The organism is Allobosea sp. 67-29 (genome assembly GCF_001898115.1).
GTDB lineage: Bacteria > Pseudomonadota > Alphaproteobacteria > Rhizobiales > Beijerinckiaceae > Allobosea.
On record NZ_MKSQ01000019.1, the window covers coordinates 127415 to 151303 of the forward strand.

At 67.1% G+C, this 23889-nt stretch carries 18 protein-coding genes; 12 read left to right on the top strand and 6 right to left on the bottom strand.

From position 1 onward, the window contains the following. Positions 1-19: 19 nt before the first annotated feature. From tagH to BGO20_RS15405, 3 genes are read right to left on the bottom strand one after another with little or no spacing between them, the layout of a single operon-like run. Entirely contained in the window at positions 20-1417 is a 1398-nt protein-coding gene (gene tagH / locus BGO20_RS15395) for a type VI secretion system-associated FHA domain protein TagH (RefSeq protein ID WP_291664386.1), read from the bottom strand. A gap of 27 nt (positions 1418-1444) precedes the next feature. Then, a complete protein-coding gene (locus BGO20_RS15400; RefSeq protein WP_291664385.1) occupies positions 1445-1993 on the bottom strand; it encodes a DUF6931 family protein in 549 nt (182 codons plus the stop codon). A gap of 11 nt (positions 1994-2004) precedes the next feature. Continuing rightward, positions 2005-3861 carry a type VI secretion system Vgr family protein gene (locus BGO20_RS15405; RefSeq protein WP_291664384.1) on the bottom strand — a complete coding sequence of 619 codons (1857 nt, stop codon included), beginning with the start codon at positions 3859-3861 and terminating at the stop codon, positions 2005-2007. Between the two features lie 118 nt (positions 3862-3979). Between BGO20_RS15405 and BGO20_RS15410 the strand changes: the two genes are divergently transcribed. From BGO20_RS15410 to BGO20_RS15455, 10 genes are all read left to right on the top strand, one after another. After that, entirely contained in the window at positions 3980-4543 is a 564-nt protein-coding gene (locus tag BGO20_RS15410) for an OmpA family protein (RefSeq protein ID WP_291664383.1), read from the top strand. 73 nt (positions 4544-4616) lie between these two features. Further along, positions 4617-6056: a type VI secretion system protein TssA gene (locus tag BGO20_RS15415; protein ID WP_291664382.1), complete on the top strand. Its 1440-nt coding sequence runs from the start codon at positions 4617-4619 to the stop codon at positions 6054-6056. Between the two features lie 123 nt (positions 6057-6179). Further along, a complete protein-coding gene (gene tssB / locus BGO20_RS15420; RefSeq protein WP_291664381.1) occupies positions 6180-6710 on the top strand; it encodes a type VI secretion system contractile sheath small subunit in 531 nt (176 codons plus the stop codon). Between the two features lie 56 nt (positions 6711-6766). After that, the gene (gene tssC, locus BGO20_RS15425; RefSeq protein ID WP_291664380.1) at positions 6767-8272 is read left to right on the top strand and encodes a type VI secretion system contractile sheath large subunit; all 1506 of its coding nucleotides are present in this window, start codon (positions 6767-6769) and stop codon (positions 8270-8272) included. Positions 8273-8413: 141 nt separating this feature from the next. Continuing rightward, the gene (locus BGO20_RS15430) at positions 8414-8896 is read left to right on the top strand and encodes an Hcp family type VI secretion system effector (protein WP_291664379.1); all 483 of its coding nucleotides are present in this window, start codon (positions 8414-8416) and stop codon (positions 8894-8896) included. Positions 8897-8959: 63 nt separating this feature from the next. Next, the gene (locus BGO20_RS15435; protein WP_291664378.1) at positions 8960-9508 is read left to right on the top strand and encodes a GPW/gp25 family protein; all 549 of its coding nucleotides are present in this window, start codon (positions 8960-8962) and stop codon (positions 9506-9508) included. A 4-nt stretch (positions 9509-9512) separates the two neighbouring features. Next, a complete protein-coding gene (tssF, locus tag BGO20_RS15440; protein WP_291664377.1) occupies positions 9513-11474 on the top strand; it encodes a type VI secretion system baseplate subunit TssF in 1962 nt (653 codons plus the stop codon). Beyond that, positions 11471-12529: a type VI secretion system baseplate subunit TssG gene (gene tssG, locus BGO20_RS15445; RefSeq protein WP_291664376.1), complete on the top strand. Its 1059-nt coding sequence runs from the start codon at positions 11471-11473 to the stop codon at positions 12527-12529. The genes tssF and tssG overlap by 4 nt, the downstream gene beginning before the upstream one ends. A 17-nt stretch (positions 12530-12546) precedes the next feature. Then, positions 12547-15279 carry a type VI secretion system ATPase TssH gene (tssH, locus tag BGO20_RS15450; RefSeq protein WP_291664375.1) on the top strand — a complete coding sequence of 911 codons (2733 nt, stop codon included), beginning with the start codon at positions 12547-12549 and terminating at the stop codon, positions 15277-15279. A 147-nt stretch (positions 15280-15426) separates the two neighbouring features. Continuing rightward, positions 15427-16695: a peptidoglycan-binding domain-containing protein gene (locus tag BGO20_RS15455; protein ID WP_291664374.1), complete on the top strand. Its 1269-nt coding sequence runs from the start codon at positions 15427-15429 to the stop codon at positions 16693-16695. Between the two features lie 75 nt (positions 16696-16770). Here the strand turns inward: BGO20_RS15455 and glpD are convergent, their stop codons facing one another. Then, positions 16771-18321: a glycerol-3-phosphate dehydrogenase gene (gene glpD / locus BGO20_RS15460; RefSeq protein WP_291664373.1), complete on the bottom strand. Its 1551-nt coding sequence runs from the start codon at positions 18319-18321 to the stop codon at positions 16771-16773. A gap of 189 nt (positions 18322-18510) precedes the next feature. Here glpD and BGO20_RS15465 point away from each other — a divergent pair, with 189 nt between their 5' ends. Both BGO20_RS15465 and pncB read left to right on the top strand, forming a co-directional pair. Continuing rightward, positions 18511-20352, top strand: a complete 1842-nt coding sequence (locus tag BGO20_RS15465; RefSeq protein ID WP_291664372.1) for a TRAP transporter large permease — start codon at positions 18511-18513, stop codon at positions 20350-20352. Between the two features lie 75 nt (positions 20353-20427). After that, on the top strand, positions 20428-21699 hold the full coding sequence (gene pncB, locus BGO20_RS15470; RefSeq protein WP_291664371.1) for a nicotinate phosphoribosyltransferase: 1272 nt from the start codon (positions 20428-20430) through the stop codon (positions 21697-21699). A 15-nt stretch (positions 21700-21714) separates the two neighbouring features. On the opposite strand, the gene BGO20_RS15475 is transcribed toward pncB, so the two are convergent. Together BGO20_RS15475 and BGO20_RS15480 are read right to left on the bottom strand one after the other, a co-directional pair. Beyond that, complete coding sequence (locus BGO20_RS15475; RefSeq protein ID WP_291664370.1) at positions 21715-22740, bottom strand: linear amide C-N hydrolase; 1026 nt, start codon at positions 22738-22740, stop codon at positions 21715-21717. 72 nt (positions 22741-22812) lie between these two features. Beyond that, on the bottom strand, positions 22813-23622 hold the full coding sequence (locus BGO20_RS15480; RefSeq protein ID WP_291664369.1) for a hypothetical protein: 810 nt from the start codon (positions 23620-23622) through the stop codon (positions 22813-22815). Positions 23623-23889: the final 267 nt, after the last annotated feature.

Consider the following 23889-nt stretch of genomic DNA (forward strand, 5'->3'; position numbering starts at 1 on the left):
GCCACCGGCCAGGCCAAGGTTATTTGCCGCCGCGGTCGTAGCACTCGGCGAAATAGATCATGAAGGCGTCGACGAGCCCGTCCTCATAGGGGGCGGTCTTGGCTTCCCAGCGCGCGACATAGGCATCCCACATCTTCGCCTTGCGCGAGCCGATCAGCCCGCCGATGCCGCCCTCCGGCGCGGTCGACTCCGCGACGGCCTGCGGGTCAAGGTCCTCCACCAGCATGCGCAGGGCGTGCTGCATGGCCGAATAGGTCTTGATCTGGTGGGCCTTGAGGTCCCGGAAGCTCTCGTCGAAAGCGCGCCTGGCATCGAGATAGCCGCTGCGCGGCTGGCCGAAGATCAGCTGCAGCGCATCGTCCACCGTCGGCGAGAACTTCAGGGGATTGTTGTCCTGCGCCTGGATCATCGTCTGGTTGGTGCTGCGGGCAATGCGCTTGCTTTCGGCGCGGGCCGCGAGCAACCCCTTCAGCTCCTCGGCAATCAGCCGCATCAACCCGCCGAGCTGCTCGGCGAAGGCGCCGGGATCCTGCATCGCCAGCGCCTGCGGCGAGACCCCGGCGCCCTTGGCGAAACGCTGCATGAACTCGCCCATCGAGATGCCGGCGGGGGCGTTCGACGAAGCAGGACCGGAAGGGGGAACAGGCACTGCGGCCGGCGCGGCCACGGGCTCGACCGGCGCCGTTTCGGGCGCCGGTTCTGTCGCGGGCGGCTCGTCCCAGGGGTTTGCCGCGACGGGGCCGCTGGCGGTGGGCCGGCGCGGCGTGGGAATCGGCGCCATCGGCTCTGGCGTCGGGAGCGGAGCCGGCTGCAACGGCGCCCAGGCGAAATCGTCGCCCTGAGGAGCGGCCGGTGGTGGCGAAGATGGCCAGCCGTGCGAGGGTGCCACAGGCGGGGCCGGCTCCGCCGCCGGCGTTGGGATGTCGGCCGCCCAGTCGATGAAGCTGGCATGGACCGGCCTGGCATGGCTCGGCGGCATCAGGTCCCGGCGGGCGATCGGCGGCGCGGCCTCCTCGCTCGGGGCCCAGAGCGATTCCGGGCTGGCGGCGTAGGGAGGAGGCGCTGCCGAGGCGGCCTGCGCCGAAGCCTGGCCGGCTTCCTCGTCGATGGTCACGGCGATGATGTAATGGCCGATCTCCAGCCGGTCCCCGTGCTGGAGGCGATAGGGCGACTGCACGCGGTGCTCGCCGCCATTGACATAGGTGCCGTTGGTGGAGATGTCGCGCAGCCACCAGGCGCCGTCGCGGAAGCGGACTTCGCAATGGCGGCCGGAGACGGCGCGGGACGGATCGGGCAGCGCCCAGTCGAGATGCTGGTCCCGGCCGATGTCGAGACCGCGCCCGCCGCTCGTCGTCACGCTGAGCGGACCGCCGTCGGGCAGGGAGGTCTCGTTCTCGATCGTCAGTGTCAACGCCATCGCACAGGTCTCGTTCCGGCTTGCGCGTCAGCGCCTGCCGGCCTCGTCTTCGGCCAAACGAATGCACGCTTCGACGCAGGCGCGCAATGCGCCTTCGCGATCGCGCGCCGGCAGGCGGTTGATCGCGTTGAGCACGGCGATGCGCGCCATCTTGGCGGTCAGGTCCGACGGGGTGGGGATCGGGTGACCCTCCGACATGCTGCCGCCGGAGTAGCCCGCGGCCCAGGCCACGAAGGTGCCCGGCCGCGAGCGGTCGCCGGACTGCGCCTGCCGCAGGGCCTCGAAGCGCGTTCTGTCGCCCGGTTCCCGCACCCAGGCTTCCGCGGCGGCGAGCCCAGGGTCCTGCATGCCGGGCGGCTGCATGGAGCGCACCGCCTGCAGCGCCCACCATACCGCCTCCCGGCGCGGCAGCAGAAAGGCGCAGAAGCCGGCGGCCTCCATCGGCGCCGGCCCCTTCAGCAGCCTTGCGAGAAAGCTCAGCGGGGGCTCCGTCGTAGGCGGCATGGTGACCGCCTGATGGGCGGCGGGGTAGGTCTCGAACACTTCGCGGGCGGTGCTGAAGCGCAGGCGTGACATGACGGCTCCGGCTAGTTGATCGTCACCATCGGGGCTTTGACGACGACAGTGCCGTCGCTCTTCACCTCGGTCATGGCCTGGCTGTGGATGGTGATGGTCGGCGATTTGATCTCGATGCTGCCGGGCGTCATCTTAATCGTGCTTTCTCCGACCTTCAGGTTGATCTCGGTCAGGGCCTCGACGTCGAGCTTGCCGTTCTGGATGTCGAGCTTGTCGTCGCCGAGCTTGAGCGTCGTCTCGCGCGAATAGCTGCCGCCCTGGAAACGCTCGCCGATTTCGCGCGTCTCGATGTTGTTGACCGTGACCTTGTGGTCCTTCTCGGCCCGCATTTCGAGGACCTCGTTGTCCTTGAGGTCCTCGAACTTGATCTCGTTGTAGGTGTCGGGGAAGCCGGCATGGTCGGTTGATTCCGACTTGAGGCCGGATTGCGTCTTGTTCGCCGGCAGGTCGTAGGGCGGCTTGTGCTGGTCGTTGACGACGGCGCCGACGACGAGCGGCAGGTCGGGATTGCCTTCGATATACTCGACGATCACCTCCTGGCCGATGCGCGGGATGACCTGCCCACCCCAGCTCTTGCCGGCCCACATCTGCGCGACACGGGTGCGGCAGGAGGTCGAGCCATCCTCGCGGTCCCAGTGGAAGCGCAGCCATATGCGGCCGTATTCGTCGACGTCGATGTCGCCTTCCTCGCCCTGGTTCCTCTCGCCGACGACCTTGGCCGTGTGCGGCCCGTAGACCTTCGGGCGCGGGGTGACGAGCGGCGCGCGGAAGCGCCGGTCGCTCTTCTGCAGCTCGAAGGAGCCGTTGTAGAAGGCCTCGTCCTGCTGTCCGGAGCGGTAGCTCTGGCCGCCGAGCGAATGCTTCGCTCGGACGACGAGATATTCCGCGTTCTCGCCGCCCGAGGGATGGTCGCCGAGCTTCATCAGGGCGCCGGGATAGAGGCTGGGGGATTCGCCGCTCGCATAGCGGCGATCGTCCTTCGCCTGCTCGGCCTGCGCCCTGACGCGGGCGAAATGCTCGCCCTGGTCGCGCTTGGTGTAGCTCGCCGGATAATCATAGGCCTCGTAGGACTTGGCCTTGGCGAAGCCTTCCTCGGCGCGGGCCGTGAGGTCGGACTCCGATTTCTCGAAATCATAGTCCTTGAGCTCGACCTTGCCGGTGCGCAGCCGCCGGATCGTCGACCATTGCGTCAGATGCTCGACATCGGCGCGCGGAAACCGGCTGCCGGGCGGCACGAAGGCGAAGATCGAGCTGTCGCCGTCGAAGCTCGACTCGGCGCTGGGCATGACCTCGTCATGGCCCGAGCGGGAATCGCAGAGCACCAGCTTGTGGTCGCCGTCGCCATGCTTGAAATAGTAGTAGATGCCGTACTGCTCCATCAGGCGCAGCACGAAATCCAGATCCGTCTCGCGATACTGCACGCAGTAGTCGATCGGCTGCAGCGTCTCGCTGGTGCGATCGTCGAAGCTCGCCGAGCCTTCCTTCTTGAAGATCTCCTTGATGATGTCGACGGCCGTCTTGTTCTTGAAGATGCGGCAGTCCGAGCGCTGCGAAAGCAGCCAGAGCCACGGCCTGAGCGTGAAGCGATAGACGTGGAGATCGTCCTGCTGGCCGAGCCACTGCGCATCGACCAGCGTACCATTCAGGACACGCTCGTTCTTGTTCTTGAGCGTGAACTTGATCGAGCATTTCTCGCTCATGATACTTTGCAGGTCGGCATTCTCAGTTTTGCTGATGGCGTCGACTTTATAAGTAAACAGCTCGCTCAGAGCCTCATCCGCGTCGAAGCGGATAAGAGAAAATTCATCTTTGCCGGCTGGCGTCACAAAAGATGCAATTCTCTGTTCTTGTCCTGGATTTGAAGGCATCAACGAAACCTCTCGTCGATTGAACCTGAATTGCCCTTGACGTAACTAACTCTCAGAGTCATCGTTGACTCCTGAAGTCTTCATTCGCCGAATGGCATACCTCATCGGGAGGGCTCCCATGCGCAAGCAAACCGCACTCGTTGCATTCGTCGCTCTGACGGGCTCGATGGTTCTCTCCATGGCCGGTGGCGCCGTGGCGCAGACCTACAAGGCCGACGACATCATCAAGCATTTCCAGCCCGGCGTCGCGCCGAAGCCGGCCGCAGGCGTCACCCGCGGGCTGTGCATCGGCACCGAGGCCGAATGCGCCAAGGCCGGTCACGCGGTCGAGGTCGCCAAGCCGCCGAGCGCCTTCGATCTCGTGGTCAAGTTCAAGTACAATTCCGACGTGCTGGAGCCGGAGGCGAGGGTCAATCTCGACGAGTTCGCCAAGGCCCTGAAAACGCCGGAGCTCACCGGCAAGACCTTCATGGTCGAGGGTCATACCGATGCGGCGGGCACGCCCAGTTACAACATGAACCTGTCGGAGCGGCGTGCGGAGGCGGTGGTCCGCTATCTCGGCGAGAAGGGCGTCAACACCGAGAACCTGGTCGCCAAGGGCTTGGGCCAGACGCAGCCGCTGGTGGCTGATCCGCTCTCCGGCGACAACCGCCGCGTCGAGACCCGCCTGCGTACCAACTGAGGCGCGGGCGGCGGACCGGGCAGGGTGCCGGCCGCCGCTTCGCCTAGCGAGCAGGGGCATTGCGGGGAGAGGCATGGCCGCACTGAATTTCGTGGAGCTGTCGAAGCCGTTCGTGGAGGACGGTCCCTGCGGGCCCGATCTGGAGGACGACGTCGATTTCATGAACGTCACGGCGCGGCTCGAGGTCGCGCTGCCGACCGCGTATTTCCGCCGTGACGACGAGGGGCGGCAGGTCGCCTTCGACCGCACGAGCATCGAGTTTCCCGCCGCCTTCGCCGATCTGGGCAAGCTGATGGCTCGCTCGCAGGACCTGCGGCTGTTCGTGCTCGCGGCGAAGCTGTCGATCCTCAATCGCGATGTCGGCGGCTTCGTCGACTGCCTCTCAGCCATGGCGGACATCCTCGGCGAGAACTGGGATGCGGTCCATCCGCGCGCCATGAACGGCGACGTCATCATGCGCGAGGTCGCCCTGCAGGGGCTCGACGAACTGCCGACGGTGGTGCTGCCGCTGCAGCACGCGCCGCTGTTCACCAGCCGGCGGATCGGCGCCTTCATCTTCCGCAGTCAGCTCGTCGCCACCGGCGAGACGAAGCTGGTCGAAGGCGAGCAGCATCCGGATGCGGGGGCGATCCAGGCGGCGCTTGCCGAAGTCGATGTCGACGAGCTGGCCGCCATCCTCGCCCGCATCAACGCCGCCCGCGATGCGCTGGCGCGCCTGCGCTCGACCTGGCTGGAGAAGGTGGGCGTCGATCATCCGCTCGGCTTTCCGCGCCTGGCGGCGCTCCTGGACCAGATCGCCGGCTTCCTGGACGCTGCGGCCGCGCGGCGCGTGCCGGGCCATCAGGCCGCTGTGGCAGCGCCGGCGGCGAACGATGCGCAGAACCCGGCAGCCAGCGCCCCGAGCTTCGGTCCCGGCAGCCTGTCGAGCATCATCCAAGTGAAGGATACGCTTGCCGCCTGCCTCGGCTACTTTCGCAGAACCGAGCCGTCGAGCCCGGCTGTCCTCCTGATCGGGCAGGCGCAGCAGCTGATCGGCAAGTCGTTGATCGAGGTCATCCAGATCATGTTCCCGGACCATATCGACAAGGCGGTTCTGGAGATCGGCGAGCTGCGCCGGTTCCGGTTGCCGCTGGAGCGCCTGCCGGCGCCCGATGGGTCCGAGGCGGGAGACGGCGAGGAAGGCTACGCCGGCGGTTCGGACGATGCCTACGAGAGCGACGGCGCGTACGGGAGCGAGAGTGACGGCGAGGCCGCGGACGATGCGGAAGCGGCCGTCACGGAAGAAGAGGCTCATCCCCCCGGCGAGCCCGCGGTCGCGGCGATCGTGATCGGTAACCGCACCGAGGCCGTCAGCGCGATGAAGGCGGTCGCCGCCTTCTACCGGCAAGTGGAGCCGTCGCATCCCACTCCGCTCCTCATGGACAAGGCCTGTGCCCTGGCGCAGCATGATTTCATGTCGCTGCTCGGCAATATCCTACCCGAGGTGGCGCAACTGCCGGAGTCCGACAGTTAGGACAGAAGGTGGCGATTGATTTGAACCTCTCGTGGCGATGACGAGACTATATCGAAGAAGCATGAAGTTCTATAGAGTATCGCGCTGCGTCAGCGCGGTCGGATTTCCAGAGGGGCATGCATCATGGCCGGAGATTCAGGGCAGAAGTTCATCCGTCGCAACAGGCCGCCTCGGGTGCACATCACCTACGAAGACCCCTACAATGCCGAGCAGAAGATCGAGCTTCCCTTCGTGATGGGGGTGATGGCCGATCTGTCGGGCAACGCCTCGGCGGTTGAGAAGCCCGAGATCTCGCAGCGCAAGTTCCTCGACTTCGACATGGACAATTTCGACCAGCGCATGGCCGCGATCGAGCCGGCGGTGAACTTCAACGTCCCCAACAAGCTCGGCGAGGACGAAAACGAGAAGCTCTCGGTCGCGCTGAAGTTCAGCAAGTTCGAGGATTTCAACCCGGCTGCCATCGCGCGCCAGATCCCGGCGACGGCCAAGCTGCTGGAGGCGCGCGAGCAGCTCGCCAACCTGCTGCGCTACATGGACGGCAAGATGGCGGCGAGCGACCAGATCAAGGCGCTGCTCGCGGATCCGCAACTGATGGCGGCGCTCAAGGACAAGCTCGGCAAGGGCGACAAGCCCGAAGGCGAAGCGCAGAACTGAGACGGGGCGCGGGCCCGCGTTGCGGGCCCGCAGGCGGCGAAGCGAACGAGGCGGCAATGGCAGCGGAAGCACAGACCCAACAGCCCGGCGGGGCAGCAGTCGAGACGCGCGAGATCGACGACTTCTCGTCGATCCTGAAGCAGAGTTTCAAACCCAAGACCGAGCGCGCGGCGACGGAAGTCGAAAACGCCGTGGCGACCCTGGTCAACCAGGCGCTGGCGGATTCGACCCTGATCAAGGGCGACGTCATCGACACGATCGAGGAGATGATCGCCCGGCTCGACGCCAAGCTGACCGAGCAGATCAACGAAGTAATCCACGCGCCGGAATACCAGAAGCTCGAGAGCGCCTGGCGCGGCCTCAACTACCTCGTCTTCAACTCCGAGACGGACTCGCAGTTGAAGATCAAGGTTATGAACGTCTCGAAGAACGAGCTCTACCGCAACCTCAAGACCTATCCCGGCGCGCGCTGGGACCAGAGCCCGCTGTTCAAGCAGGTCTACGAGCAGGAGTTCGGCCAGCTCGGTGGCCAGCCCTTCGGTTGTCTGGTCGGCGACTATCACTTCAGCCACACGGCGACGGATGTGCAGCTCCTGCGCGATCTCTCCAAGGTCGCCGCCGCGGCCCATGCACCCTTCTTCGCCGGCGCCGATCCCAACCTGATGGGCATGGATGCCTGGACCGAGCTCTCCAACCCGCGTGATCTCGGCAAGGTCTTCGACACGCCGGACTATGCGGCCTGGAAGGGCCTGCGCGACGCCGCCGACTCCCGCTATGTCGGCCTTTGCCTGCCGCGCGTGCTCGCCCGCGTGCCTTACGGCGCGAAGTCCGAGCCGGTCGAGGAGTTCGCCTTCGAGGAGGATACCGACGGCCACAAGGGCGACAAATACGCCTGGATGAACGCGGCCTATGCCATGGCCGTCAACATCAACCGCGCCTTCAAGGAATATGGCTGGTGCACGCGCATCCGCGGCGTCCAGTCGGGCGGCGAGGTCCTGAACCTGCCGACCCATACCTTCCCCACGGATGATGGCGGCGTCGATCTGAAGTGCCCGACCGAGATCGCGATCAGCGACCGGCGCGAGGCCGAGCTGGCGAAGTCGGGCCTGATCCCGCTGATCCACCGCAAGAACACCGACAAGGCGGCGTTCATCGGCGCGCAGTCGCTCTACAAGCCCAAGGCCTTCTCCGGGCCTGACGGCGTCGCGGCGACAGCCTCCGACAACCTTTCCGCGCGGCTGCCCTACATGTTCGCGGTCTCGCGCTTCGCGCACTACCTGAAGTGCATGGTTCGCGACAAGATCGGCTCCTACAAGGAAAAGGAGCCTCTGCGCCGCTGGCTGCAGGAATGGATCACCGAGTACGTCGACGGCGATCCGGTCAATTCCAGCGAAGAAACGAAGGCCCGGCGCCCGCTTTCCGACGCGCGCATCGACGTCTTCGAGGACGAGGAGAACCCTGGCTACTACTCGGCCAAGTTCTATCTGCGGCCGCACTTCCAGCTCGAGGGCATGGATATCGGCCTGAGCCTGGTGTCGCGACTGCCAGCTCCCAAGCAATGACCGTCACCTGAGCGATAGGTGACGGCAACAAGAGAAGTCTTCGGCGTGCCTGCCGGTCGAGGCGGCGCGGCAGGAGAAGTGCGCCCGTAACCCGCTCGCAGGAGCGAGCATTCCAGTCGTTCACATTTTTCGGAGGCAATTATGGCCAGTGATTTTCTGCTCGAGATCGACGGCGTCAAAGGCGAAGCGGTCGACAGCAAGATCAAGGACTCGATCGAGGTCCAGTCCTTCTCCTGGGGCATCAGCAACGCGGGCTCCTTCGCCATGGGCGCCGGCGGCGGCGCCGGCAAGTCGAGCTTCCAGGACGTGCACTTCACCACGCATACCAGCAAGGCCTCGCCGACGATCGCGCTGTTCTGCGCCAACGGAAAGCACATCTCCAAGGCGACCCTGCACGTGCGCAAGCAGGGCGAGGACCAGCAGGAGTTCTACACGATCACGCTCGAAGACCTGCTCGTGTCGAGCTACGCCTCGGGAGACGCTGCCGGCGGCAACGGCATCCCGACCGACCAGTTCTCGCTGAACTACGCCAAGATCAAGTTCGACTACCGGCCGCAGAAGAAGGACGGCACGCTCGATGCCCCGGTTCCGATGAGCTGGGATCTCAAGGCCAACAAGAAGTAAGCCAGGCCGCGCCGGCTCCGGGACATCCGGGGCCGGCGCGCCCTGTCCGGCGACCGGAAATCCATGGCCGATCCCGTTTCGAAGAAGCGGCTGCGCCCGCCCCTGATGTTCGCATTCCGCGAGGCGCATCTGGAGAAGGATGCGAAGGCCGCGCTCGACCTGCGGGGCGAGGGCGGCGAGCGCGTCATCGCGCAACGGCGCGCGGCGCCGCGCGCCGCGATCACCGAGCCGAAGCTGCGCCGCGAGATCGGGCTCGACCTCGATGCGCTGGTCAATACAATCAACTTCGCCTCGGCCGTCGACCTGTCCGGCCTGGAGCATGTCCGCCGCTCCATCCTGAACCACGGCTTTCCCGACATGACGCGGCTGTCGATCGACGAGCACCGCGTCGACGTGATCCGCGAAGACCTCACTGCGGCCCTGATGAGCTACGAGCCGCGCCTGATCCGCAAATCGATCGCGGTCGAGCGGGACGATTCGCTCGACCGCGCCGAGCTGAAGGTGCGGTTTCTCGTTCGCGCCGATCTCAACTGCGAGCCCCTGAACGTGCCGGTCGAGTTCGTCGCCGATCTCGAACTCGACACCGGCAAGATCGCGATCAAGGGACGCTGATGCGATGAACCAGGAGTTTCTCGACCTCTACAATCAGGAACTCCGGCTGTTCATGGAACACAGCAAGGAGTTCGCCGAGGAATATCCCGGCATCGCCGAGCGGTTGGGCGGGCTGGTCGGAGAGCGGATGGACCCGATGGTCGGCGGACTGCTGGAAGGCGCTGCCTTCCTCGCCGCGCGCGTCCAGCTCAAGCTGAAGCACGAGTTTCCCGAGTTCACCAACAATCTGCTCGAGCAGTTCCTGCCGAACTATCTCGCGCCGACCCCCTCCGCCCTGCTGGCCGGGATCACGCCGCTCTATTCCGACCCGGCCCTGCGCGAGGGCGTGCGCATCCCGCGCGGCGCCTATCTCGACGCCAGCTATCTGGAGCGCGAGCGGCGGATCGCCTGCCGCTACCGGCTGGGACGTTCCGTCACGTTGTGGCCCTTCGAGATCACGGCGGCGGAGTATATTCCGACGCCTGGGACCTTGCAGGCGCTGGGCCTGCCGATCGGCGGGCGTGCGCTCGCAGGCCTGCGACTGACGCTGACCCATCGGGTGATGGCGGATGCGGAGCAGGAGCCGACACCGGCGCAGGCGCTGAAGAATCCGGCGAGCTGGTTCGCCGGCTGCCGGACCAAGGAGCTTCCCGTTCACCTGCTCGGCAACGAGGCGGATGCGGTTGCGCTCTACGAGCAGCTGTTCGCGAACTGCATCGGCATCCACTTCCGGCATCTCGACGCGTTCGGCGATCCGGTCGTGACCCCCGGCGACGCCTGTCGCCTGGAACAGGTCGGCTTCGACGAGGACGAGGCGCTGTTGCCGACGGATACACGGGTGTTCCGCGGTTTCGAGCTCTTGCGCGAGCTCTTCTGGTTTCCGCACAAGTTCATCGGCTTCAAGCTCGCCGGGCTCGGTGACATCCTGCCGAAGCTCACGGCCAAGACGGTCGAGCTGATCTTCGTCTTCGACGAGATCAATACCCGGCTGCCCGGCGCCGTGCGCAAGGAGATGTTCGCGCTCTACGCCGCACCGGCGGTCAACCTGTTCGAGAAGTCGGCCGACCGCATCCCGGTGAAGAGCAACCAGCACGAGTTCCACGTCGTGCCGGACCGGAGCCGCGCGCTTGACTACGAGCCGCACAGCATCCTTTCCGTCCATGCCCACTATGCCGGCGGCCGCGACAAGCAGCCGGTTCACCCGCTCTATTCGTCGCCGGAAGGGGCCTCTCCGGTCCATGGGCTGCACTACACGCAGCGGCGGCTGCCGCGGCGGCGGTCCTCGGCGGAGCGCCGCCAGGGCCGGGTCTCCGACTATACCGGGACCGAGATGTTCATCTCGCTGGTCGAGCCGGCGGGGGTCGACGACAACCACTCCGTTGCCGAATTGAGCGTGCGGGCGCTCTGCTCCAACCGGCACCTGACCGAACATCTGCCGACCGGCGTGGGCGGCGCCGATTTCCGGCTGATCGACAACGTCTCGCTCGATGTCTCCTGCCTTGCCGGCCCGACGCCGCCGCGCGAGCCGGTGGTCTCGCAGCTGCGCCTGCGTGCCGAGACGGCCTCGACCGGCGTGGTGACGTGGCGATTGATCAACCTGCTCAGCCTGAACCAGCTCGGCCTCGTCCAGCGCGGCGCGGGAGGCAACGGCGAGGCCCTGCGCGAATTGCTCTCGCTCTTCGCCGATCTCGCCGACAGCGCCACCGAGCGTCGCATCCGGGGCATCAAGGAGGTCGACAGCCGCCCGGTCGTCCGCCGCTTCCCGCAACGGGCCGGCACGGGCGCGGCGCGCGGGCTGGAGATCACCGTGCTGCTCGACGAGAAGGCCTTCGAAGGCTCGGGCGTCTTCCTGCTGGGGGCGGTTCTCGACCGCTTCTTCGCCGAATACGCGGCGATGAACCATTTCGCCCAGACGGTGATCCGCACGGTCGAACGCGGCGAGGTCATGCGGTTTCCGCCGCGAGCCGGATCGAGGCGCATCCTGTGAGCGAGGAAGCCGCACGCTCCACGGAAAAGGCCGCGAGCTACCAGGCGCAGCTCGAAGCCGAGCCGTGGCGCTTCGACTTCTACGCCGTGCTGCGCCGGCTGGAGCGCAGCTTCCCGGAACGCGGGCGCATCGGCGCTGTCGCGTCGCGGCAGGAGGAATATGTCGCGCTGGGCGAGCAGGCCTTCCTCGACTTCCCGGCCTCGACGATCGCCGCGGCGGACCGCGATGCGCAGGGACGGCTCAGGCTCTTCGTGAAGTTCCTCGGCCTGCTCGGCCCGCAAGGCGCGCTGCCGCTGGCGACGACCGAGGAGAGCTATCAATGGCAGATCGCGCGGGACGACGCGTTCCCGCGATTCCTCGACATCTTCAACCACCGCTTCCTGCAGCTCTTCTACCGCGCCTGGGCCGATTCCCGGCCGATCGCCCAGCACGACCGGCCGGATCTCGACCGCTTCGCCGCCTATATCGGCAGCATGATCGGGGTGGGCTCGAAGCCCTATCTCGATCGTGACAGCGTGCCCGATGCCGAGAAGCTCGCCCATGCCGGGCTGATCGGCGCCCAGGCGAAATCGGCCTCGCGGCTGCAGCGCTTCCTGGCGGGGCTGTTCAAGGCTCACGTCGAGATCGAGCAGTTCGTCGGCATGCGCCTCACCTTCGATCCGGCGGACCGGACGCAGCTCGGCGCAGGGCATTGCACGCTCGGCGCAGACGCGCTGCTCGGCGCCAGCGTCTACAGCGTCGAGGACAAGTTCCGCGTGAAGATCGTGGCGCGCGACCTTGCCGAGTTCGAGCGCTTCCTGCCCGAGGGAGACCGCTGCGAACCTCTGGCGGATGCCGTCTTCCTGCATCTCGGTGAGCAGTTCGAATGGGATGTCGAGCTCGCGCTGCCGGTTGGCGAGGTCAAGCCGATGCGGCTCGGCCAGTCGGGGCAGCTCGGCTGGACCAGCTGGATGGCGCCGAACTGGACCATCGAGGAGGGCGCCCTGCGCCGCGACGCCCGTTTCCATCCCGCCGAGCGCATGCGCCTGAAACGCAGCCGCGCCGGCCAAAACTGACACCGAAGGGGACGACCATGGCCGATATCAGCCTCGAAGCCGTCACAGGCAAACTCAACCGCATCGGCTACGACACTTTTCTGCAGGCTCTCCGGCAGGCCAAGGGCGCCGGCAATCGCAATGTCGAGCTGGCGCATTGGCTGCTGCAGATCCTGCAGGGCAGCAGTAACGATCTGACCTTGACCGCCGATCACTACAAGCTCGACCGCGCCAAGCTGCTGATGGAGCTCGGCAGCGTGGTCGAGGGCTTTCGTCGCAACGAGACGGAGATGCCCGGCATCGCCAACGGTATCGTCGATATCCTAGACCGCGGCTGGCATTACGCGACGCTGTTCTTCGGCGAGACGCAGATCCGGACCGGGCACCTGCTGGTGGCGGCGCTGAAGTCGAACGATCTGCGCCGGGTGCTGACGGGCCTGTCAAAGGAATTCGCCAAGATCCCCGTCGAGGAGCTTGCGGCCGGCTACGGCAAGATCTGGGAGGGCTCGCAGGAGGAGAACCTGCGGCCGATGGACGGTTCGGGGCTGCGCGCCGCCGGTACGCCGGGCGCGGACGCCGCCGAGGGGCCGAAGGGCACGACCGCGCTCGACCGCTTCTCGCAGGACCTCACCGCCAAGGCGCGCGAGGGTGGCATGGACCCGATCCTGGGACGCGACGACGAGATCCGCCAGGTCATCGATGTGCTGATGCGGCGGCGCCAGAACAACCCGATCCTCACCGGCGAGGCCGGCGTCGGCAAGACCGCGATCGCCGAGGGCTTCGCCCAGCGCGTCGCGGCCGGCGACGTGCCGCCGCCGCTCAAGGGCGTGAAGGTCTGCGCGCTCGATATCGGCCTGATGCAGGCCGGCGCCTCGATGAAGGGCGAGTTCGAGCAGCGCTTGCGCTCTGTGATCGACGAGGTGCAGTCCTCGCCGACGCCGGTGATCCTGTTCATCGACGAGGCGCATACGCTGATCGGCGCCGGCGGGCAGGCCGGCACGGGCGATGCCGCGAACCTGCTGAAGCCTGCTCTGGCGCGCGGCACACTCCGAACGATCGCGGCGACGACATGGTCGGAATATCGCCAGTATTTCGAGAAGGACCCGGCGCTGACCCGGCGCTTCCAGCCGGTGCAGGTCGACGAGCCGGACGTCGCGCGCTGCTGCACCATGCTGCGCGGGCTGATCGGCCCGATGGAGAAGCATCACAAGGTGCGCATATCCGATGCGGCGATCGTCGCGGCGGTCTCGCTGTCCCACCGCTACATTCCGGCTCGTCAGCTACCCGACAAGGCGGTGAGCCTGCTCGACACGGCTTGCGCCCGCGTGGCGATCAGCCAGAGCGCGACGCCGGCGGCGATCGAGGATGCGCGCGTCGCCATCGCCTCGCTGGAGCAGGAGAAGGCCGCCCTGACCTCGGATGCCGATCTCGGCACCGACAGCGCCAAGCGGCTGGAGGAGATCGCGGGCGAGATCGCGGCGAAGCAGGACAAGCTGACGGCGCTCGAAGCCGCCTGGGCGAGCGAGCTCGCCATCGTCGAGGAGATCAAGGCGCTGCGGGCCAAGCTCGGCGAGAAGGCGCCGGGCGGCGAGGCGAAGACCGAGGCAGCCAAACCGGCCGCCGAGGGCCAGGCGGAGGAAGCCGCTCCGGCGGAGGCGGAAGTGCCGCTCGCCACGGCCGATCCCGAAGACTCGCGCGCCGCGCTCAACGCCAAATTCGCCGCGCTCAGCGAGATCGATCCGGCCAACCGGATGATCTATGCCCATGTCGACGAGCAGTCGGTCGCCTCGGTCGTCTCGGACTGGACCGGCATCCCGGTCGGCCGGATGGTCAAGGACGAGATCGAGACCGTGCTCAATCTCGCGGAGACGCTGAACAAGCGCGTCGTCGGGCAGGGCCACGGCATCGGCATGATCGCCAAGCGGATCGAGACCAACCGCGCCCGGCTCGACAACCCCAACAAGCCGATCGGCGTGTTCATGCTCTGCGGCCCTTCCGGCGTCGGCAAGACCGAGACGGCGCTGGCGCTGGCTGAAGCTCTCTACGGCGGCGAGCAGAACGTCATCACCATCAATATGAGCGAGTTCCAGGAGGCGCATACCGTCTCGACGCTGAAGGGCGCGCCTCCCGGCTATGTCGGTTATGGCGAGGGCGGGCGGCTGACGGAGGCTGTCAGGCGCAAGCCCTATTCGGTGGTGTTGCTGGACGAGGTCGAGAAGGCGCATCCCGACGTGCACGAGCTGTTCTTCCAGGTCTTCGACAAGGGCCAGATGGAGGACGGCACCGGCCGGCGCATCGACTTCAAGAACACGCTGATCATCCTGACCTCGAATGTCGGCACCGACGAGATCATGAACATGTCCGCCAACGGCGCGGCCAAGCCCGATCCCGAGGCGATGGCGGTGTCGCTCAGGCCGGCGCTGCTCAAGGTCTTCCCGCCGGCGCTGATCGGGCGGCTCGTGACGATTCCGTATTATCCTCTGTCCTCGGACATGCTGGCCGGGATCGTCAGGCTCCAGCTCGGGCGCATCGGCAAGCGGCTCAGCGAGAACCACAAGGCCGCCTTCGTCTATGACGACGCGGTGGTCGAGCACATCGTCGGCCAGTGCAACGACCCGGATTCGGGCGGACGCATGATCGACAACATCATCACCAACTCGATGCTGCCGGCGCTCTCGCGCGCGATCCTGAACCTGCAGCTCGAGAAGAAGCCGCTGACCGAGGCTGCGGTGACCGTCGAGGACGGCAGCTTCGCCTATCGCGTGGCGTGAACCTGCGGCGGCCCCGCTGCGACCAACAGCGGCCGGCTGCATCCCGCACCGCCGTCGGGGCGGCGCGGGCCGGTCGCATTTCGCCGAGGCATCGGTGCGCGGGAGAGTTTCGTCCGCGCCCGAGGTGCCGGCTGCATGGAGACGCCCGTGGCCCTGTCCGAATATGCCGACTGGTGGGACAAGCAGAAGCGCGAGACCGAGAAGATCCTGACCGAATGGGTGCAGGACAATCCGCAGTGGTGGGCCGTGACGGTCGCGACCGGGGTCCAGACCTCGATGGAGCTAGGTGCCGGCTTCGTCGACGTGCTGCGCTTCGGCGAGGGCATGGCACAGGGCGGCGTCAAGGGCTTCGGCAAGGACGCGCTGCGCCTGCTCGCCATTCTCGGCCCGCTCGGGAAGGCCGGCGGAATGCTGTCCCGCTTCGCGCATCTTCGGCAGATCCGGCTTGCGGTCCAGGTCGAGGGCGTCAACGGCCCCTGCACCTTCCAGGCCGTCAACAATGCGATGTCGATCCTGCGCGGCAAGAACTACTTCATCACCGTGAAGGACATGGCCAAGGCGGTCGGCAAGCCGCTGAGCTCGATCGGCACGGATTCCTCGGGGCTGCGCAATCTGGGAGCCCATGTCCATGAGGTGCTCGACTTCCTGATTTCGCAGGGCGTCAAGATCAAGCGGTTCGCCAACCCGCGCTCGGTGGACGAGGTCGTCCGGCTGGCCCAGGGCGAGAACGGCGTGACGATCTTCGCGATCCGCTGCACGACGACGCGCGGCGAAGTGATCGAGCACAGCGTCATCGCGGCGCGCGACGCGCTCGGCCGGATGCGCTTCGCCGATTATGGCGGGCGCTTCCAGGCGACGCTCGAAGGCCTGGTGAACTCCTTGGGTTATGGCGCGGTGGATTCGGCCGGAATCAGCCTGATGCGCGGTCAGGCGGTCGGCGCGGTGGACGGAATGGCGTTCACCAGCGTGCTGGAGCAGGGGCTATCGCTGCTGAAGGGCGTCGCCGTCGTCATCGAAGGCGTCACCGCCATCGAGACCGCCGACGGCATCGAGCTGGCTGCCCCGGTGGTGGTCGCCGCGACCTCGGCGCCGACGAAGCAGGACCCGGCCCCTGCGGAGATCGTCAAGGGCAGCTTCGCCGCCTTCAAGGAGCGCCGGAACGGCAGGCCCGTGATCCGCATGCCGGAGGTCGTCATCAAGGCCGGCGAGAAGAGCGCTCCCCGGCCCGACTATCTCACCGGGGTGCAGTTCCGGTTGAACGCGCTGGGGTTCGGGGCCGGCCGCGTCGACGGCATCAACGGACCGAAGACGACCCGTGCGGTGAAGCTCTTCCAGAAGAGCTATCCGCCGCTCAAGGTCGACGGCATTCCAGGGCCGAGGACCCAGGAAAAGCTGGTCGAGATCTGCGGCTTCTGAGATCCCGGCTTGGAAGACGGCTTGCGGAATTGATTCCGCTTTGCCGCGCAACCCTTTGACAAGGCAGGAAAAGGCTCAGGCAGCCAGCGCGGCCTGGTCGAGGATGAAGCTGTCGAGGGTCTCCCGCTCCCGGGGTGACAAGCGCAGGCCGAGCTTGCTGCGCCGCCAGAGCACATCCTCCGCGCGGCGCGCCCATTCCGCCCGCATCAGGTAACGGACCTCGCGCTCGTAGAGATCGGCGCCGAAATGGCGGCCGAGATCGGCGATGCTCTTCGCGCCAGCCAGGATGTCGCGTGCGCGGGTACCGTAGCTGCGGGCGAGCCGGGTTGCGGTGCGGCGCTCGAGCCATGGATGGGTGGTTGCGAGCTCGTCGACGAGGGCATCGAAGCCGCGCACCGGAAAATCGCCGCCGGGCAGCGCGCCGCTCGTCGTCCAGGCCGCACGAGCCGCCCAGGGAGCGTGTGGAGCCAGCTTTTCGAGCGCCGATTCCGCGAGGCGGCGATAGGTCGTGATCTTGCCGCCGAAGACCGAGAGCAACGGCGCCGAACCCTCCGGCGCATCGAGGGTCAGCACATAGTCGCGCGTCGCTTCCTGCGCCTTCGAGGCGCCGTCGTCGTAGAGCGGGCGCACGCCGGAATAGGTCCAGACCACGGAATCCGGCGTCACCGGCTTGCTGAAATACTCGCTTGCCGCAGCGCAGAGATAGGCGATCTCCTCCGGGGTGGCGGCGACATCGGCCGGATCGCCGCGATAGTCGCGATCGGTCGTGCCGATCAGGGTGAAGTCCTGCTCGTAGGGGATGGCGAAGATGATCCGGCCGTCGGCGTTCTGGAAGATATAGCAGCGATCGTGCTCATAGAGCCGGGGCACGACGATATGGCTGCCCTGCACCATGCGGACGCCGGCCCTGGCGTTGGTGTGGACGACGCCGTTCAGCACCTCTCCGACCCAGGGGCCGGCGGCGTTGACGAGCGCCTTCGCCCAGACGTCGGAGCGTCCCTGCGGCCCTTCGGCCGTCAGGTGCCAGAGACCGTTCTCGCGAGTCGCAGCTGCGACGCGTGTGCGGGTGTGGATCGCGGCGCCGCGCACCGCGGCATCCATGGCATTGAGCACGACGAGACGGGCGTCCTCGACCCAGCAGTCCGAGTATTCGAAGGCCTTGGCCCGATCGTCCTTGAGCGGCCGGCCGGCGGGATCATGGGCGAGGTCGAGCGTGCGGGTCGCGGGCAGGAGCTTGCGGCCGCCGATGTGGTCGTAAAGGAACAGGCCGAGCCGGAGCAGCCAGGCCGGGCGAAGGCCCTTGTGATGCGGCAGGACGAAGCGGAGCGGCCGGATGATGTGCGGCGCGATGGCCCAGAGCCGCTCGCGTTCCATCAGCGCCTCGCGCACCAGCCGGAACTCGTAATATTCGAGGTAGCGCAGGCCGCCATGGATCAGCTTCGTCGAGCGCGAGGAGGTGGCGCTGGCGAGGTCGTCCTTCTCGAACAGCACGACGGAGGCGCCGCGCCCGGCCGCGTCGCGGGCGATGCCGCAGCCGTTGATGCCGCCGCCGATGATGGCCAGGTCGTAAGGGGCCGAGGGGCTGGCGCCGAAGCCGGCCGCAGGCGATGTCGTTTCGGACGCCATGTGCAATCAAATCCCGATCGAACCCGCGAAATAGCTTGAGAGGGGGCTGTCCCGCAATGGCGAAGCAGGCCGCCTCGTTCCGGCTTGTGCGAAGCCGAGGGGCGATCCGGCGCGGCATCCGCTTGACGGACCCGCCGTCCGCTCTCCAGTGAGAGACGGCGTCGGACAGAAGCGGGGACGAGCGAGGGCATGCGACGGCGGGTGGAGACGACGGGAGCTCTCGACCGCGCCGAGGCGCGGCTGCGCGCCGCCCTCGAGATCGCCGGAGCGTCGATCCTCGCAGCCCTGTTCGGCGTCGTGATGGTCGCCGTCCTGCGGCGCTACCTCCTCGGCGGCGGCTTCGTCTGGTCCGACGAGCTCGCAACCTGGCTGTTCCTCGCGCTGGTCGCGGTCGGCGCGCCGCTGGCGGTGACGGGCCCGCTCGCGATGCGGCTGGACGTGGTCGTGAAGCTGCTGCCGGCCGGTGGCCGGCGGGTCGCCGGCCTGCTGGCGGAGGCGATCGCGTTTCAGGGAGCCTTCGTTCTGGCGATGGGCGGGGCGAGCGTGGCGATGCTGGTCGGCGGGTCCTCGACGGTGCTCGGCCTGCCGGAGTGGCTGCGTTTCGCCGGCTTTGCCGGCGCCGGCGGGCTGACGGCGCTGCTGCTTTTCCTGCACATCCGGCGCGAACGGACGCTGGCCGATGCGCTGGGCGCCCTGGCGCTGGGGCTCGGCCTCTACGCGCTGACGCGGCTGCACTGCGACGTCACCGTGACACCCAGCCTTGTCGCGACGCTGTTCGCCGGCGCCGGGCTCCTGCTCGGCGCGCCGCTGCCGGCGGCGTTGCTGGCGGGCGTCTCGATCACGGCGCCGCTCGGCGGGCTGATGCCGGAGCCGGCCATCGTCCAGACGGCCGTCGGCGGCGTCGGCAAGTTCCTGCTGCTGGCGATCCCCTTCTTCCTGCTGGCCGGCGAAATGCTGACCGCGGGAGGATTGGCTGAGCGCCTGATCCGCTTCGCGGCGACGCTGGTCGGCCACTGGCGCGCCGGGCTGGCACAGACCGCGCTGGTCTCCAGTGCGCTGTTCTCGGGGGCTTCTGGATCCTCCATCGCCAACGCCGCCTTCGGAGCGAAGGTCATGGCGCCGACGCTGGTGGCGCGCGGCTACCCACCGGCCAACGCGGCGGCGATCGTCGCCGGCGTCTCGATCCTCGACAACATCATCCCACCCTCGATCGCCTTCCTGATCCTGGCGAGCGCGACCAACCTCTCCGTCGGCTCGCTCTTGGTCGGCGGCTTCGTGGCGGGCGCGGTGCTGACGCTGGCGCTCGCGATCGGCATCCATCTCAGCGTGCGCGGCGTCGTCGATGCGGCGCCCAAGGCCAGCGCGGCGGAGCGGGGCAGGGCGCTGATCGGCGCTCTTCCCGCGATAGGGCTCGGCGTCGTGATCGTGGTCGGCATCCGCTTCGGGGTCGTCACGGTCACCGAAGCCTCTGCCCTTGCCGTTGCCTATGCCATCGCCGCCTGCCTTGCTCTGCGCAGTCTCGGCGTGCGCGGAGTGGCGGCGGCCTTGCGCAAGGCGGCGGGCGAATCCGCGGCCATCGGCCTGCTCATCGGCGCCTCGGCACCCTTCGCCTTCCTGCTCGCGGTCGACCAGGTCTCCGCACAGATGGCGGAGCTGGTGACGGCCTTTGGAGCGGGGCCCCTGGCGGTGACGCTGCTCGCCAACCTGGTGCTGCTCATAGCCGGGCTCTTTCTCGATATCGGCGCCGCGATCCTGCTGCTGGCGCCGTTGCTGCTCCCGGTCGCGGCGGCGGCAGGGCTCGATCCGATCCAGTTCGGCGTCGTGCTGGTGGTCAACCTGATGATCCACGGGCTGACACCGCCGCTCGGTATCCTGGTCTATGTGGTCAGCGGCATCATGGGGGTTCCGGCGAGCGCCGTCTTCCGTGCCGTCCTGCCGCTGCTCGGGGTGCTGCTGGCGGCGCTCATGGTCCTCTCGCTGGGCATGGCTGCGTGGCCGGCGCTTGCGCCCTGGGCCAAGGCATTGTTCTGATGCGGCTCATCGCCCGGCGCCCGCGCGCCGCAACCCGCCGTCCCGTTGCCGGACAGCCCCGGATCTGATGCCGATATGATCTACACCGACATCGCGACGCGGACCTACAATCATGGCTGGCGGCTCGACCCGATCATCCGCAGCCTGCTCGACACGGATTTCTACAAGCTCCTGATGCTGCAGATGATCCGGGCCTTCCACCCGGAAGTCCGCGTCACCTTCTCGCTGATCAACCGGTCCAGGCACATCCGCCTTGCCGATATCGTCGACGAAGCCGAGCTGCGCGCGCAGCTCGACCATGCCCGCTCGCTGCGCTTCACCAAGAAGGAGCTGATCTGGCTTTCGGGCAACAGCTTCTACGGCAAGACGCAGATGTTCTCGCCGGATTTCATGGCCTGGCTCGCCGATTTCCAGCTTCCCGACTACGATCTGCGCAAGGTCGACGGCCAATACGAGCTGCATTTCGACGGCCCCTGGACCCACACCACCATGTGGGAGGTGCCGGCGCTTGCCATCATCAACGAGCTCAGGGCGCGCCGCGTCATGCTCGGCCAGAGGCGCTTCTCGCTCGACGTGCTCTACGCGCGCGCCAAGGCCAAGATGTGGGACAAGGTCGAACGGCTGCAGAAGCTGCCCAACCTCAAGCTCTCCGATTTCGGCACCCGCAGGCGCCACGGCCATCTCTGGCAGCGCTGGTGCGTGCTCGCCCTGAAGGAGGGGCTGGGACCCGCCTTCACCGGCACCTCGAACGTGCTGCTGGCGATGGATACGGATCTCGAGGCGATCGGTACCAACGCCCATGAATTGCCGATGGTGCTGGCGGCGCTGGCCGATTCCGACGAGGAGCTGCTGCGGGCGCCGTACCGGGTGCTCGACGAATGGCGCCAGGTCTATGGCGGCAACCTCCTGATCGCGTTGCCCGACGCCTTCGGGACGCAGAGCTTCCTGCGCCATGCGCCGGACTGGGTGGCCGACTGGACCGGGTTCAGGCCGGACAGCGCGCCGCCGATCCCGGCCGGAGAGACGATCATCCGGTGGTGGCGGGAGCGCGGACGCGACCCGCGCGAGAAGCTGCTCGTCTTCTCGGACGGGCTCGATGTCGATGCGATCGAGCGCGTCTACCATCATTTCGACGGCAAGGTGCGCATGGCCTTCGGCTGGGGCACCGACCTGACCAACGACCTCGTCGGCTGCTCGCCCGATGGCTCGCGCGAGCTCGACCCGATGTCGCTGGTCTGCAAGGTGACGAGGGCCAACGGCCGGCCGGCGGTCAAGCTCTCCGACAATCCGGAGAAGGTCTCGGGCGAAGCGGAGGCCGTGGCGCGCTACCGGCGTGTGTTCCAGTAGCGCGGGCCGGGCCGATCAGCTCTTCAGGCCGAGGAAGTCGAAGGGTTTCGCCGGCACGAAGCGCTCCGTCGCATCGCCGGCGTAGGTGTGGTCCTGGTCGGGACCGAGCTCGAGCTTGCGCGTGCCGGCCGCCTTGGCGAAGTCGATCTTCTTGAGGTCGACCCAGAAGGTATTGGGTGTCAGCGCCGATTCGAAGAAATAGAGCTTGCGGCCGTGATCGGCCACGGTGCGCCAGCGCGTCGAGGAAATATTCGGCTCTTCCGGCGTGTTCAGGCCAAACGGCACGGAGACGTTGCGGATCACGCTGAAGACGCTGGCGACAGCCCGGTTCGGGTCGTCGAACTTGGGGATCGCGTTGACGTAGAACGAAGCGCGGGCGAAGCGGTCGGAGGCGCGATTGGTGCCGGGCAGCATCACCGTGCCGCCGATCTGCTTCCAGTACTCGTTCAGGGCGAGTTGCTTATCGAAGACCGGCGAGTTGGTCATCACCTGGTACTTGCGGTCGTGGTGTATGACCTGCTTGCCGCCGATATACTCGACGATGGCGCTGTCGCCGGTGGCATCGGAGAGGGAGAGGTGCAGCGTCGCCAGCCGCGTCTCGCCCGGAACGGCGTCGGTGACGATGGTGAAGGGCTCCTGGCGCAGCGCTTCGACCGCTTCCGCGACCGTCGCGAAATTGTCGAGCGCATATTGCGCCCAGGCGGCGATGGTCAGGCCCGGCTTCGAGCGCCCGTCGAATGCCGGATATTCCGATTCGACCAGCCACAGCAGGTTTGCCGACAGCCCGGCCTCGTTGAGGCCATCGGTCGTCGAGATATCGTAGCCTGAGGCGATGACGCTGCCGTATTTTGCCGTCCAGCGGATCGAGTTCGGGCCGGCCTCGCCGCTGCGCTCCACGCCGCGCGGCATGATCCAGAGATTGGTGGCGACGTCACTCTTCCAGTCCATCGAGCGCGCCGTGACGACCTGTCCGTTGGCGCCGAGATAGACGAAGCGCGTACAGGCTTCCACGGCCGATTGGCCGAGCAGGGTCGCTGCCATCAGGAGCGCTGCCAGGCGCTTCCCGGTCCGATGCCTTCCGCGAACCATTCATCGTTCTCCTGAAGCCTGCGACTAGAAGCGCATGGTAAGGCCGAAGGCCGGGCCGTGCTGGGTCACGTCCCAGCGAAACCGGCCCCGGCGGGTGAAATCCTCGGCCTGATAGTTCTGGTAGATCGCCCGGTAGCCCGCCCTGAGCACCGTCTCGTGTCCGAACAGCAGAGTCCGGTACCCCAGGTAAACCTGGCCCTGGAGGCTGTACTGCGACGGACCGGTCCCGCCTGCATCGGCCTCGGCGAACAGGTTCCAGCGATCGGTCAGATCAGCATTGATCCGCAGCCCGATGAAGGGGTCATACCAGTCGGAGCTCTTGCCGAAGCCGATGCCGAGGACGCCGATGTCGCCGGCGAGCTTGGTCCAGCGCACGCCGGCCGTCGGCTCGAAGGAGATCGTTCGCGGCCGTCCGAACACCGTGGTGCCCTCGAGCGCGATCTCGTGCAGCTTGAAGAAGACTCCGGCCGACAGCCGCGTCGTCGTGATGCCGACCGCGATCCGATGCCGGTACAGCTGCTCCGTCTGGCTGGTCTCGACGTATTGCCCGTCCAGATAGAAGCCGAAGCGCCCGTTCGTCGCCTCGACATTGCCCATCACGGCGATGTCGAGATGGTCCAGGATCTCCGAGAACGGCACGTCGATATGGGTCGAGACGCCAGCGAGCGAGCCCTTGCCCCGCAGCGAGGCCGCCCAGCCATAGGGGCTGACCAGCAGGGTCCAGCCGGGGATGAGCTCGGGCGCCCGCGCCAATTCCTGTGCGCGCGCCGACAGACCCGGCCACGCCATCGACACGAGGCCGCAGCAGATCAGGGTTGCGATTCCCGGACGCATTTCGCCGCTCCCTGCGATCGCCCGAGCTTAGCCGCGCGGGCTCCTTTCGCAAGGCTGGCCACGCCGGAATGGGGAAGGGTGGCGCCTCCGGTTGCCGCCTCGCGCCCGCTCGGCGCGAGCATTCTTGCATCGCCGCGCAAAAACCCCTAATGCGACCCGGTTTCAAGGCCCCGGAGGGCCGCCTTCGAGGACAAGGGTGTCATGGCCAAAGAGAAGTTTTCGCGGACGAAGCCGCACTGCAACATTGGAACGATTGGTCACGTTGAC